13 protein-coding genes are annotated in these 12,588 nt (G+C 64.1%); 12 read left to right on the top strand and 1 reads right to left on the bottom strand.

Annotated features, from left to right (window positions below; all coding sequences use genetic code 11):
• The first annotated feature begins 132 nt into the window (after window positions 1–132).
• The 12 genes from rpsB to ABWP50_RS06665 all read left to right on the top strand — a co-directional run bounded on the left by rpsB (window position 133) and on the right by ABWP50_RS06665 (window position 11,676).
• Window positions 133–966 carry a 30S ribosomal protein S2 gene (gene rpsB, locus ABWP50_RS06720; protein WP_353217222.1) on the top strand — a complete coding sequence of 278 codons (834 nt, stop codon included), beginning with the start codon at window positions 133–135 and terminating at the stop codon, window positions 964–966.
• 170 nt (window positions 967–1,136) lie between these two features.
• The gene (gene tsf, locus ABWP50_RS06715; RefSeq protein ID WP_353217221.1) at window positions 1,137–2,063 is read left to right on the top strand and encodes a translation elongation factor Ts; all 927 of its coding nucleotides are present in this window, start codon (window positions 1,137–1,139) and stop codon (window positions 2,061–2,063) included.
• Window positions 2,064–2,194: 131 nt separating this feature from the next.
• On the top strand, window positions 2,195–2,923 hold the full coding sequence (pyrH, locus tag ABWP50_RS06710; RefSeq protein ID WP_353217220.1) for a UMP kinase: 729 nt from the start codon (window positions 2,195–2,197) through the stop codon (window positions 2,921–2,923).
• Window positions 2,916–3,485 (top strand): ribosome recycling factor, encoded by a 570-nt coding sequence (gene frr, locus ABWP50_RS06705; RefSeq protein ID WP_353217219.1) that lies wholly within the window; start codon window positions 2,916–2,918, stop codon window positions 3,483–3,485. The genes pyrH and frr overlap by 8 nt, the downstream gene beginning before the upstream one ends.
• 35 nt (window positions 3,486–3,520) lie before the next feature.
• Complete coding sequence (uppS, locus tag ABWP50_RS06700; RefSeq protein ID WP_353217226.1) at window positions 3,521–4,213, top strand: polyprenyl diphosphate synthase; 693 nt, start codon at window positions 3,521–3,523, stop codon at window positions 4,211–4,213.
• A 29-nt stretch (window positions 4,214–4,242) separates the two neighbouring features.
• Window positions 4,243–5,043 (top strand): phosphatidate cytidylyltransferase, encoded by an 801-nt coding sequence (locus ABWP50_RS06695; RefSeq protein ID WP_353217218.1) that lies wholly within the window; start codon window positions 4,243–4,245, stop codon window positions 5,041–5,043.
• Window positions 5,040–6,200 (top strand): 1-deoxy-D-xylulose-5-phosphate reductoisomerase, encoded by a 1,161-nt coding sequence (locus tag ABWP50_RS06690; protein ID WP_353217217.1) that lies wholly within the window; start codon window positions 5,040–5,042, stop codon window positions 6,198–6,200. The genes ABWP50_RS06695 and ABWP50_RS06690 overlap by 4 nt, the downstream gene beginning before the upstream one ends.
• Window positions 6,197–7,345: an RIP metalloprotease RseP gene (gene rseP, locus ABWP50_RS06685; protein WP_353217216.1), complete on the top strand. Its 1,149-nt coding sequence runs from the start codon at window positions 6,197–6,199 to the stop codon at window positions 7,343–7,345. Before ABWP50_RS06690 ends, rseP begins: the two co-directional genes overlap by 4 nt.
• 67 nt (window positions 7,346–7,412) lie before the next feature.
• Window positions 7,413–10,043 (top strand): outer membrane protein assembly factor BamA, encoded by a 2,631-nt coding sequence (bamA, locus tag ABWP50_RS06680; protein WP_353217215.1) that lies wholly within the window; start codon window positions 7,413–7,415, stop codon window positions 10,041–10,043.
• Window positions 10,043–10,663, top strand: a complete 621-nt coding sequence (locus ABWP50_RS06675) for an OmpH/Skp family outer membrane protein (protein WP_353217214.1) — start codon at window positions 10,043–10,045, stop codon at window positions 10,661–10,663. Before bamA ends, ABWP50_RS06675 begins: the two co-directional genes overlap by 1 nt.
• A complete protein-coding gene (gene fabZ / locus ABWP50_RS06670) occupies window positions 10,663–11,157 on the top strand; it encodes a 3-hydroxyacyl-ACP dehydratase FabZ (protein WP_353217213.1) in 495 nt (164 codons plus the stop codon). The genes ABWP50_RS06675 and fabZ overlap by 1 nt, the downstream gene beginning before the upstream one ends.
• A gap of 63 nt (window positions 11,158–11,220) precedes the next feature.
• Window positions 11,221–11,676 (top strand): hypothetical protein, encoded by a 456-nt coding sequence (locus tag ABWP50_RS06665; protein WP_353217212.1) that lies wholly within the window; start codon window positions 11,221–11,223, stop codon window positions 11,674–11,676.
• Here ABWP50_RS06665 and ABWP50_RS06660 read toward each other — a convergent pair.
• Complete coding sequence (locus ABWP50_RS06660; RefSeq protein WP_353217211.1) at window positions 11,651–12,541, bottom strand: DMT family transporter; 891 nt, start codon at window positions 12,539–12,541, stop codon at window positions 11,651–11,653. The genes ABWP50_RS06665 and ABWP50_RS06660 overlap by 26 nt on opposite strands.
• Between the last annotated feature and the right edge of the window lie 47 nt (window positions 12,542–12,588).

Here is a 12,588-nt window from a genome sequence, read left to right as displayed (position 1 = left end):
GACGTTGCTTGACGCCGCCCACCCCCTCGGCTAAGCGCGCCATTCCCTAAATCCCCACGCGGGGGGACATATCCGGTGCCGGGCATCTGCTCGTCCACTCCCCCGCGGCGGCTCAACCGGAGGTTAAATACTATGGCGGCTCCCGTCGTTACCATGGCGAATCTGCTTGAAGCAGGCGCCCATTTCGGACACCAGACCCACCGCTGGAACCCGAAGATGAAACCTTACATCTTCGGTGAGCGCAACGGCGTCCACATCATCGACCTGTCGCAGACCGTGCCGCTGTTTGCGCGTGCGCTCGACTTCACGCGCGCTGCCGTGCAGCACGGCGGCAAGGTGCTGTTTGTCGGCACCAAGCGCCAGGCGCAGGACCCGATTGCCGAAGCAGCGCGCCGCTGCGGCCAGCATTATGTCAACCACCGCTGGCTGGGCGGCATGCTCACCAACTGGAAGACGATCTCGGGCTCGATCCGCAAGTTCAAGCAGCTGGAAGAAACCCTGTCGGGTGACACCACCGGCTTCACCAAGAAGGAAGTGCTCAAGCTGACCCGTGCGCGCGACAAGTTCGAAGCGTCGCTGGGCGGTATCCGTGATATGGGCGGCCTGCCAGAGGTGATTTTCATCATCGACGTGAACAAGGAAGAATTGGCCGTCAAGGAAGCCAATGTGCTCGGCATTCCCGTGATCGCCGTGCTCGACACCAACACCGATCCCAGCGGCATCGCCTTCCCGGTGCCGGGCAATGATGACGCCAGCCGCGCCATCCAGCTCTATGTCAACGCCATTGCCGATGCCGTGATCGATGCCCGCCAGGGCCGCGCTGCCAACATGGGCGTTGATCTGGGCGCCATGGACGAAGCACCGGTGGAATATCTGGCGCAGGAGCCTGTGGCCGAAGCGCCGGTCGATATGGCCGAAGTGGCTGCGGATTATGCCGCTGCTGAAGCGGCTCAGCCCGAAGCCTGAGCCTGCACGGCGGCCAGCGCCGAAGCCGGAGCATAGTGGCTTCGGTTTCGGCGCGGCGCCGGCCAGTCAACATGCCCGGCACGGCCAAGCCCAGCCGGACATTGTCACACCAGTTTCACATTGGCGGCGCATTGGCCCGCCATCCAGCAGCATGAACAAAGGAGCCTTCGATGGCTGATATTACCGCAAGCATGGTGAAAGACCTGCGCGACAAGACCGGCGCTGGCATGATGGATTGCAAGAAAGCCTTGTCCGAAACTGCTGGCGAAATGGAAGCCGCTGTCGATTGGCTGCGCGCCAAGGGGCTTGCCGCCGCTGCCAAGAAGGCCGGCCGCACCGCGGCTGAAGGCCTGGTTGGCGTGACCGTGTCCGGCACGCGCGGCGCTGCTGTCGAAGTGAACAGCGAAACCGATTTCGTTGCCAAGAATGAGATTTTCCAGGGCTTTGTGCAGACGGTGACGGCGCTGGCGCTGGAAAGCGGCGCCGATGCCGAAGCATTGGGCGCGATGGTCTATCCGGGCAGCGACGCCAGCGTGCTCGACAAGCTGACCGCCAATATCGCCACCATCGGTGAGCAGCAGTCGCTGCGCCGCACCGCGACCCTCTCGGTCACGCAAGGCGTGGTGTCGGCCTATGTGCACAATGCCGTGCAGCCGGGCCTGGGCCGGATCGGCGTGCTGGTTGGTCTGGAATCGGCTGCACCGGCCGATGTGCTGGAGCCGCTGGCCAAGCAGATCGCCATGCATGTGGCCGCTGCGTTCCCGCTGGCGCTGGACGAAGCCGCGCTCGATCCGTCGCTGATCGAGCGTGAGCGGGCAATCGCGCGCGAAAAGGCCGCTACCAGTGGCAAGCCAGCCGAAATCATCGAGAAGATGATCGAAGGCGGCGTGCGCAAGTATGCACAGGAAAACGCACTGCTCACGCAGCTGTTCGTGATCGACGGCAAGACCAAGATCGCCGATGTGGTTGCAGCAGCTGCCAAGGCAGCAGGCACCGCAATCGCCCTGACCGGCTTTGTGCGCATGCAGCTTGGCGAAGGCATCGAAAAGGCGCAGAGTGATTTTGCCGCCGAAGTGGCTGCTGCTGCCGGCCTATAATCGGCGCTGACAAACAGGACGGCGGGCAGGGGCGACCTTGCCCGCCGTTTTTGTGCCTGTCCCGCTTGGCAGTGGCGGCAAGCACGGCTAGTGACCATTTCACATTTCCAATCTGCTCGAGAATTAGCGCCATGTCCGGCTTCAAACGCATCCTTCTGAAGCTGTCCGGCGAAGTGCTGATGGGGCAGGGCAGCTATGGCATCGATCCTGAACAAGCCGCGCGCATTGCTGGCGAAGTGAAGGCCGTGCATGATATCGGCATCGAAATCTGCCTGGTGGTCGGCGGCGGCAACATCTTTCGCGGACTGGCAGCGGCGGCCAAGGGCTTTGACCGCGGCAGCGCCGATTACATGGGCATGCTGGCGACGGTGATGAACGCGCTGGCCATGCAGAACGCGCTGGAAAACATCGGCGTGCACACCCGCGTGCAATCGGCAATCCCGATGCCTTCGGTGTGTGAGCCCTATATTCGCCGCCGGGCCGAGCGGCATCTGGAAAAGGGCCGCGTGGTGATTTTCGCCGCCGGCACCGGCAATCCGTTTTTCACCACCGACACTGGCGCGGCACTGCGCGCGGCCGAAATGAACTGCGATGCGCTGCTGAAGGGCACCAGCGTGGACGGTGTTTATGATGCCGATCCCAAGCAGGTGGCCACAGCGCGCCGCTACGAAAGCGTGAGTTTCTCGCGGGTGCTGGCCGACAATCTCAAGGTGATGGATGCCAGCGCGGTATCCATGTGCCGTGACAACAACATCCCGATCATCGTGTTTTCGATCCGTGAACCCGGCATGCTGCTGTCGGTGCTGAACGGCGAGGGCACGTCCACCATCGTAACCACCCAAGGAGAGGCAGATGGCTGATTTCGCGCCGGGCCCATTCAAGACCGATCTGGAGCGCCGCACTGTTGGCGCCGTTGATGCGCTGAAGCATGATCTGGGCAGCCTGCGCACCGGGCGGGCCAACACCTCGCTGCTCGATACCGTGCATGTCGAGGTTTATGGTGCCAACACGCCGCTCAGCCAGCTGGCGACGGTCACAGCGCCTGAAGCCCGCATGCTCAGCGTGCAGGTGTGGGACAAATCCAACGTCACGCCGGTGGAAAAGGCCATCCGGTCGGCTGGCCTTGGCCTGAACCCGATCACCGATGGCCAGACCCTGCGCCTGCCGATCCCGGACATGACCGAGGAGCGCCGCAAGGAAATGGTCAAGCTGGCGGGCACTTATGCCGAAAAAGCCAAGATCGCTGCCCGCAACGTGCGCCGCGACGGCATGGAAACGCTGAAAACCGCCGAGAAAAAGGGCAAGATCAGCCAGGACGAACAAAAACGCCTCGAAGCCGATGTGCAGAAAATCGCCGACAAGGCCATGACCGATATCGATGCCACCGTGGGCGCCAAGGAAAAGGAAATCCTGGGCCGGTGAAGCCGGGCACGGCCTCCATCGGTGATGTTGGCACCATGTGCCGGCATCTGGCGATCATCATGGATGGCAATGGCCGCTGGGCAAAGGCCCGGCGGCTGCCGCACATTGCCGGCCACCGCGAAGGCGTGCAGGCCGTGCGCCGCGTCGTCGAAGCCGCGCCGGGCCTGGGGCTGGAGGTGTTGACCCTCTATGCGTTTTCCAGCGAAAACTGGAAGCGGCCGGCCGCCGAGGTCAGCGATCTCATGGGCTTGCTCAAACATTATGTGCAAAGCGAAATCAATGACCTGCACAGGAATGGCGTGCGTCTGGATTTCATCGGCGATTGGCGCGCCCTGAAGCCCGATCTGGTCGCGCTGCTGGATGCGGCCCGGCTGCGCACGCAAGGCAATGGCCGGTTGCGTCTGGTGATGGCGCTGAATTATGGCGGGCAGAACGAACTGCTGCGGGCCGCCCAAAGCTTGGCCATCGCGGCGGCGGCTGGCCAGCTTGATCCGGCCACGATCGATCTGCACGCCATCGAATCAAGGCTGGATACAGCGGGCCTGCCGCCGCCCGATGCGGTGCTGCGCACCTCTGGCGAACTGCGCCTGTCCAATTTCCTGTTGTGGCAATCGGCCTATGCCGAGTTTCTGCTTACGGACACGCTGTGGCCGGATTTCGATGGCGCAGCATTGGCGCGCGCGCTGGATGAATTTTCGCGCCGCGAACGGCGCTTTGGCGGGCGATGACAGCAGCGGCATCAGCGGGATCCAGCCAATTGCGCCTGCGCGTGATTACGGGCGTGGTGCTGGTCGCGGTTGCCGTGGCTGCGCTGTGGGCGGGCGGCATCGCCTTTGCCGGGCTGGTGGCGGCGGCTGTGCTGGTGATGTTCAACGAATGGGCGGCCATGCACCGGCTGCCGACGTTGCTGCGCCGGCTCGGCCTGGCTGTGCTGGCCCTGGTGGTGTGGCTGGTTGCGGTGCGGGGCAACACCCAGGAAGGCCTGATGCTGCTCGGCGGCGGCGCCGGGCTGGCCGGGCTGTTTGCAGCGCGCCTGCAAAAGGGCGTCGATCGCGGCGCTGGCCGCGCCATGATGCTGGGCCTGCTCTATTGCGGCCTGCCGGCGGTGGCGCTGGTCTGGCTGCGCGGCTTGCCCTGGGGTTTTTACGCCACGCTGTTCGTGATGGCTGTGGTGTGGGGCGCTGATATTGCTGCCTATTTCACCGGCCGCGCCATCGGTGGCCCCAAACTGGCACCGTCGATCAGCCCCAACAAAACCTGGAGCGGCGCGGCCGGCGGGCTGGCCGGGGCCTTGATCGTGGCGGGCATCATGATGCTGGTGTGGCCGGGCTACAATGGTGTGCCGGGCGCGCTGCGTCTGATGGCGCTGGCAGTGCCGCTGGCGGTCGCGTCAATCCTGGGTGATTTGTTCGAAAGCGCCCTCAAGCGCCGCGCTGGCGTCAAGGACAGCGGCCCATTGCTACCCGGGCACGGCGGCGTGATGGACCGGCTGGATGGCCTGGTGCCTGCTGCTGTGGTCGGCGCTGCGGCTTTTGCTGCCACGGGGTGGGCCGGATGACGCGCAGCTTGACCATTTTGGGCGCCACCGGATCGGTGGGCAGCCAGGCGCTGGATCTGGTGGCGCGCAATCCCGGCCGCTGGCAGGTGGAAGCGCTCACCGCTGGCAGCGATATCGCCGGACTGGCCCGCGCGGCGATCACCTGCGGCGCGCGTTTTGCAGCGGTGGCCGATCCCGCCCTTGGCGGCGCGCTGAAGGATTTGCTGGCCGGCACCGGCATCGCCTCGGCCGCTGGGCCGGATGCCGTGATCGAGGCAGCGGCGCGCGATGCCGAAATCGTGATCACCGCGATCATGGGCGCCGTTGGCTTGGCACCCACGATGGCCGCGGTGCGGCGCGGCGCGCAGATCGGCATTGCCAACAAGGAAACCCTGGTTTGCGCCGGCCCGGTGGTGATTGCCGCCGCCAAGGCCCACGGCGCCACGCTGCTGCCGGTCGATTCCGAACATAATGCGATTTTCCAGGTGTTCCCGCACCACGATCCCGCGCAGGTTGAGCGGGTGATCCTGACCGCAAGCGGCGGGCCGTTTCGCAGCCACAATCGCGAGGCCATGCGCGGCGTGACCGTGGCGCAGGCCTGCAAGCATCCGACGTGGAGCATGGGCGCCAAGATCAGCATCGATTCTGCCACATTGATGAACAAGGGGCTGGAACTGATCGAAGCAGCGCATCTGTTTCCGGTGGACGTGGGCCAATTGGATGTGATCGTGCACCCGCAATCGGTGATCCATTCGATGGTCGAATATGTCGATGGCAGCGTGCTGGCGCAATTGGGCAGCCCGGATATGCGCATTCCGATCGCCTTTGCGATGGGCTGGCCCGACCGTATTGCCACGCCGGCGGCGCGGCTGGACTTCGCAGCGGTTGCCAATCTCACCTTTGAAGCACCTGATCTGGCACGCTTTCCCTGCCTGGCGCTGGCATGGGATGCCATGCGCGCTGGTGGCAGCGCGCCGTGCATCCTGAATGCCGCCAATGAAATTGCCGTGGCGGCGTTCATCAATGGGCAAGCCGGCTTCCTTGATATCGATGCAATCGTGGCGGAGACGTTGAATATGGTGGCATCAGGCGCAGTGACGACCCTGGATGAAGTGGTGGCAATCGATGCAGCGGCGCGGGCAGCGGCACGCGCCTGTGTGGCACGGCGGGCGGCATGAACGGTCTCGATGCCTTGCAACAGCCCGGCCTGATCTTCACGATTGCCAGCTTCATTGCCATGATCGCCGTGCTGGTGGTCGTCCACGAAGGCGGGCATTTCCTGGCGGGCCGGCTGTTCAACACCCGCATCGAAGCCTTTGCCGTCGGCTTTGGCCGCGAACTGCTGGGCTGGACGGATCGGCGCGGCGTGCGCTGGCGCATCAATGCCATCCCGCTTGGCGGCTATGTCAAATTTGTTGGCGACATGAACGAGGCCAGCCAGAGCGACCCGGCGCTGATGGCGCTGCCCGAGGCCGATCGGCGCGGATTGTTTGCGTTTTTGCCGTTGTGGCAGCGATCGATTATCGTGGTCGCCGGGCCGGCGATCAATTTTGTCTTTGCCATAATTGTCCTGACGGTTTTCAATCTTGCGTTCGGCCATTTGTCCAGCCCGCCCGTGGTTGCGCAGGTCCAGCCGGGCAGCGCAGCCGCCCGCGCCGGCATCCTGCCCGGTGACCGGGTGACGGCGGTGGACGGCACATCGATCGACCGGTTCGAAGACATGGTCAATCTGGTGGTCACCGGGGTTGGCTCGCCCATCGTTCTGGATGTGATCCGCTCTGGCCAGCCGCGCCAGATCACGCTGGTGCCCGATATGGTCAACACCGCGGACCGTTTTGGCAACATCAGCCGCCATCCGCGGCTGGGGGTGGCCCGCCCGCCCGAGCAGGTGCAGCAGGTCGGGCTGGTCGCAGCGGTACAGTTTGCGGCGATGGACACCTGGAAGATCGCGATGACCATCGGGCGCACGCTGCGGCAGATCGTTTTGGGGGAGCGTGCGCTGAGTGAAATGGGCGGGCCGGTCAAGACCGCGCAGATCGCCGGCCAACAGGCCAGCCTCGGCCTGATTTCGGCAGCGGCGTTCATGGCCTTCTTCTCGATCAATCTGGGCTTCATCAATCTTCTGCCGATCCCGACTCTGGACGGCGGCCATCTTGTGCTCTACGCGCTCGAGGCGATCAGGCGCCGGCCGATGGCGGAAAAGGTTCAGCAATGGGCATTCATGTCGGGGTTCGCGGCGTTGATGTCGCTGATGGTGGTGCTCACCTGGCATGACATTGGTTCGTTCGGCGTATGGCGCAACATCGCCAGCTGGATCGGGTGATGACCGCACAAACAAACACGGGCCGGGGCAACCGGTGCCAATGCGACTGGGACGGTGAGTGGAGTTGATGCAGGGGACCAAGGCAAACACAGCAGCGGCGCGGCAGAGCTGGCAGCGCACGTCTGCTTTGCTGCTGCTGTCGAGCGCGCTGGCCTCGTTGCTGTCGAGTGCGCCGGCGTTGGCGCAGCAGCCGCGCCGGCCCGATCCGCAGCCGCAGCGGCCATCGGCCGAAGCCGAAGCACGCGCCGCTGAATCGCGCGGCCAATCCGCCTTGCCGGCCACGGCGGCCAATGCCGGTATCGTGCGCAGTGTCGTGGTGCGCGGCACCGAGCGGCTGGAACCGGAAACCGTCCGCTCCTATCTCAATCTTGCCATCGGCGACCGGTACGACCGTGATGGGCTCGATACGGCGTTGAAGGCGCTTTATGCGTCGGAATTGTTTGCCGATGCCACCATCCGCGATGACAATGGCGCCTTGACCGTTGAGGTGAAGGAAAATCCGGTGATCAACCGGATCGTCATCGAAGGCGGCAAGCGGGTGAAGGAGGAGAAGATCCGCGAGGAAATCCGCCTGGCGCCCCGGCAGATTTTCACCCGCTCGAAGGCGCGCGCCGATCTTGGCCGCATCCTCGAACTGTATCGCCGCGGCGGGCGCTTTGCCGCCAGTGTCGAGCCCAAGATCATTCAGCTTGAGCAAAACCGCGTTGATGTGGTGTTCGAGATCAACGAGGGGCCAAAGTCGAAGATTCGCCAGATCAACATCCTCGGCAACGTGAAGAAGAAAGAGGGCGAAATTCGCAAGCAAATGGCGTCGAAACAATCGCGCCCGTGGCGGTTTTTCAGCTCCAACGACACTTATGATCCCGATCGTCTGGCCTATGACCAGCAGAAATTGCGGCAATATTATCTGACCGAAGGTTACGCCGATTTTCGGGTGGCATCCGTGGTGGCCGAATTGACGCCGGACAAGAAGGATTTCCTCGTCACCTATGTCGTGGAGGAAGGCGAACGCTACAAATTTGGCAAGGTCGATCTGAAATCCGATCTGCGCGATATCAAGCCAAGTGAATTCCGCCCCATCATCCGCATGAAGGAAGGCGATTGGTACGACGCCCAGGCCATTGAAAACACTGTCGAAGGCCTGTCGGAAACCGCTGGCTTGCTGGGCTATGCCTTTGCCGATGTTCGCCCGAATTTCGAGCGCGACAAGGAAAAGCTGGTTATGAACGTCACCTTCCAGATCGGGGAGGTGCCGCGCGTCTATGTCGAAAAAGTCGCCATCAACGGCAACACCATCACCTATGATCAGGTCATTCGCCGCGAATTTCGTCTGGCCGAAGGCGACGCGTTCAATTCGATCAAGGTAAAGCGCACCAAGGATCGTCTGCTTGGCCTCGGGTTTTTCCAGGACAAGCTGGATATCGAACAAAAGCCGGGCACCACGCCCGACCGCATCGTGCTGGAAGCCAATGTCGAAGAGCGGCCGACCGGCGAATTGCAATTGTCAGCCGGCTTTTCGAGCATCGAACGCTTCATCTTTTCGGCCAGTGTCCGCCAGCGCAACTTCCGCGGCCGCGGCCAGGAAATTCGGCTGTCCGGCAATATTTCCAGCTTTTCCCGCTCCGTCGAGGCTGGCTTTACCGAGCCTTATCTGGGCGGGCGCAACCTGGCGCTGGGCATCGATATCTTTCGCCGCGATTTCCGCTCCTTCCGCTTTACCGGCAACAACACGCGCGACACCACCTACACCCAGGTTTCGACCGGGTTTCAGGTGCGTACCGGCTTTTCGATCACCGAATTCTGGGCAGCCTCGCTGCGTTATGGCCTGAGCCGCGAAGAAATCGGCCTTGATGAAGCCGTGTTTTTCACCAACGGGGTTTGCGATCCGCTGCGCGCCGGGCGCTTCCTGTGCGAACAGCTTGGCAATCGCACAATTTCCACGGTGGGCTATTCCATCATCTTCAACAGCCTGAACAATGTGCGGTTGCCCTCGTCTGGCCAGCGCTTCGGGTTCAATCAGGATCTGGCCGGTCTGCCGATCGGCATCAAGTTCCTGACCAGCCGCATCAATTATGACTGGTTCACGCCGCTGTTCGGCAGCGATTTCATTCTGAACATCGGCGGCGAAGCCAGCTATGTGACGGGCTATGGCGGGCAGGACGTGATCCTGACCAACCGGTTCTTCCTTGGCCAGCCGCAGTTTCGCGGCTTCAACATTCGCGGTGTCGGCCCGCGCGTGCTGCGCCGGCCGCTGGATGGCAATGGCGAAATCGTCCAGGATCGCCGCCAGGCGCTGGATGATGCGCTCGGCGGCCAGGCATCGTATCTGGCGCGCGTTGAAGTGCGCATTCCGCTGGGTTCGGCGATCCAGGAATTGGGCCTGCGCCCATCGCTCTTTGCCGATGTCGGGGCCCTCTGGAGCCTGCGCACGCCAAACCTGACCTGTCAGAACGGGCCGACGTTCAATGCCCCGATCCAGCCGGGACAAACCACGCCCTGCCTGGCCAGCGACGGTTTTTCTGCTGGCTTTGTCGAGCAGTTTCTGGGCAACACACCTCGGCCGCGTGTTTCGGTCGGGCTCGGGGTGAACTGGAATTCGCCATTCGGGCCGTTCCGATTTGATCTTGCCAAGGCCCTGCTGACTCAGCCAGGGGATGATCCACAATTGTTCCAATTCAACGTAGGGACCGCATTCTGATGAAAAACCTGTTTATTGCACTGGCACTCGCTGGTGCCGCCACGCCTGTTCTCGCGCAGCCGGTGCCAGCCGCGATCATCGTCACGGTCGATCGCCAGGAAATGATCGCGACCTCGGCCGCAGCCAAGGCAGCGCAGGCCGAACTGAAGCCCAAGGGCGACGCCCTGATCGCCCGCGTCGGCCAGTTGCGCACCAGCCTGTCTGCCGAGGAAAAAACCCTGCGCGACACGCAGCCCCCCCAGCAGGGCGCTCCGCCAGCAGCGATCACGGCCTGGCAGGCTAAGGTCCAGGATTTCCAGCGCCGCCAGCAAGCCGCCGACGCCGAAGTGCAGCGCAAGCAGCAGGAAATCCAGGCCGCCGAGCAGTGGGTGATCAAGCAGATCACCGATGGCGCAACGCCGATCATCAGCCAGATCATGCGCGAGCGCGGTGCCAATATTGCGGTGGACGAGCAGGTGACCCTGCAACATGCCGCTGCGATCGACATCACTGCCGATGTGCTCGCCCGCCTCGACAAGGCGCTGCCCAAGGTGTCGATCACGCCGCCGGCTCCGGCTGGCGCTGCACCGGCGCCCGCCGTTGCGCCGACTCCGGCCCCGGCTGCGCCGCCGCGTCGTTGATGACAACAGCCGACAGCCTGATGCCGGCGGCTGTCGGCCCGATTGATGTGCGCGGGGTGATGGCGCTGTTGCCGCACCGCTTCCCGATGCTGCTGGTTGACCGGGTGATCGATCTGATCCCCGGTCAATCGGCCACCGGCATCAAGGCCGTGACCATCAACGAACCATTTTTTGCCGGGCATTTCCCGTCCCGGCCGATCATGCCCGGTGTGCTGATCATCGAAGCTTTGGCGCAAACCGCTGGCGTGCTGGCCGTCTATACCGCCCGCGCTTCAGCTGGCACCGAGGCAGCAAGCGACAAGCTGGTCTATTTCATGGCCATCGACAACGCCAAGTTCCGCACCCCCGTGGAGCCGGGCTGCCTGCTGCATCTGAAGGTGGAATTCGTCACCAATCGTGGCCGCGTCGCCAAATTTGTCGGCCGCGCCGAGGTGGACGGCAAGCTTGCAGCCGAAGCCAGCTTCACGGCGATGATTGCCGATCCGCCGGCTTGAACAGCTGCCGCCGGCTTGCATGGCGCGGCCTCATGCCCATATGATGGCGGTGGAGAGACGCGGATGATTGCTGCCCTTGCGCTTGGATTGATATTGTCGGCCAGCCAGTTCGCTGCGTCCGTGCCAAAGGGCGGCCCGCGCGCGGCGGTGGAATCGCTGGTTGCCGGCGGGGATTGGCCGCGGGTGCTGGGCGCCATTCGCAATGGTTCGGCGGACTGGATCGCGCTGGCACCGGAATTGGCCAAGGGCAGCGATGCGGCGCACGGCGCGGAATTGACCGCCGCGCTGGCCGCTGCCCTGCCGCGTGCTCCGGCCGATGTGCTGGCCATCGCCGATCCGCGCCGGTCACCGGTGCTGGGGGTACAGGCGATTTGCAGCGCGCCCGCAGGCAGCCATCCGCCTGCGGAACGGGCACAATATCTGGCCAGCGCCAACGAGGCTTTGGAATTGCTGCCCGATCAGGCCGCGATTGGCCGCAGCAAGGCCGTGTGCATCAAGGAACTGGCGCTGGCGAAATAGCGTCCGCCGGTTGCCGCGATGCCCACAGGCAAGCGCCAGCGATGATCACCGCGCCCGCCAGTGTGGCCGGCGCCACCGCCTCATCAAAGAACAGCCAGCCGAGCAGCGCCGCCCACGGCAGCGCGCTATATTCCATCACCGCCGACACCTGCGCCTCCAAGTGCACATAGCCGCGCGCCAGCAGCTGCACGCCGATATTGCCGGCCAGGCCGGTGGCCATCACCAGCGCCAGATCGGGCAGGGTCGGCAGGCTGGGGATCGTCAGCGCCGCCGGCGACAGCCACAGCATCGGCACCACTGCGGCAACCAGCGTGATGGCAGTGGGGCCATCGGCGGCCGCGCGGGACCGCATGATCACCGCCGACGCCGCATAGAGGATCGCCGCCACCACGGCCGCCGCCACCGCCAGCAATTGCGTGCCGGCCAGATCGGGCATGCCGCCGGCCGCCACCAGCACCCCCACAAAGCCGATGCCGCCGGCCAGCACATAACGGCGCTGCACCGGTTCCTTCAGGTACAGCGACGCCATGAACGGCACCGCCAGCGGCCCGACAAAGGTGAGGGTCAGCACCAGCGCCAGCGGCAGGCGGGTGATTGACCAGAAAAACGCCAGCGCCATCACCGCCAGCAGGGTGCCGCGCACCAGATTCGGCCCCAGCCCGCCCGGCGCCAACCACGGCCGGCCCTGCCATTGCCACACCGCCAGCCCGATGATGGTGCCGCTGACATAGCGGCCAAGCGTGGCGGCCGGCGCGCCGTGGCGCAGCGCCAGATATTTCATCAGCGCATCAAGAATGCACAGCGCACCGATGCCGGCCAGCACCAGCAGCAGCGCCGGCACATTCTGCGGCCTTTGCGCCGACACTTACCGCCCAAGCTGCCGGATCAGGCTGGCCGCCAGATACAGCCGGC

It is taken from the genome of Sandarakinorhabdus sp. (assembly GCF_040398645.1).
Lineage (GTDB): Bacteria > Pseudomonadota > Alphaproteobacteria > Sphingomonadales > Sphingomonadaceae > Sandarakinorhabdus.
The sequence above is the reverse complement of the archived record's forward strand: the minus strand, read 5'-3'. Positions and strand labels throughout refer to the sequence as shown.

Bases quoted from the DNA above. Each gene is read 5' to 3' on its own strand.
- frr (WP_353217219.1), top strand. From the start codon at position 2,916: ATGGCTGATTTCGCGCCGGGCCCATTCAAGACCGATCTGGAGCGCCGC.
- ABWP50_RS06675 (WP_353217214.1), top strand. From the start codon at position 10,043: ATGAAAAACCTGTTTATTGCACTGGCACTCGCTGGTGCCGCCACGCCT.
- rpsB (WP_353217222.1), top strand. From the start codon at position 133: ATGGCGGCTCCCGTCGTTACCATGGCGAATCTGCTTGAAGCAGGCGCC.
- uppS (WP_353217226.1), top strand. From the start codon at position 3,521: ATGTGCCGGCATCTGGCGATCATCATGGATGGCAATGGCCGCTGGGCA.
- ABWP50_RS06665 (WP_353217212.1), top strand. From the start codon at position 11,221: ATGATTGCTGCCCTTGCGCTTGGATTGATATTGTCGGCCAGCCAGTTC.
- pyrH (WP_353217220.1), top strand. From the start codon at position 2,195: ATGTCCGGCTTCAAACGCATCCTTCTGAAGCTGTCCGGCGAAGTGCTG.
- tsf (WP_353217221.1), top strand. From the start codon at position 1,137: ATGGCTGATATTACCGCAAGCATGGTGAAAGACCTGCGCGACAAGACC.
- rseP (WP_353217216.1), top strand. From the start codon at position 6,197: ATGAACGGTCTCGATGCCTTGCAACAGCCCGGCCTGATCTTCACGATT.
- fabZ (WP_353217213.1), top strand. From the start codon at position 10,663: ATGACAACAGCCGACAGCCTGATGCCGGCGGCTGTCGGCCCGATTGAT.
- ABWP50_RS06690 (WP_353217217.1), top strand. From the start codon at position 5,040: ATGACGCGCAGCTTGACCATTTTGGGCGCCACCGGATCGGTGGGCAGC.
- bamA (WP_353217215.1), top strand. From the start codon at position 7,413: ATGCAGGGGACCAAGGCAAACACAGCAGCGGCGCGGCAGAGCTGGCAG.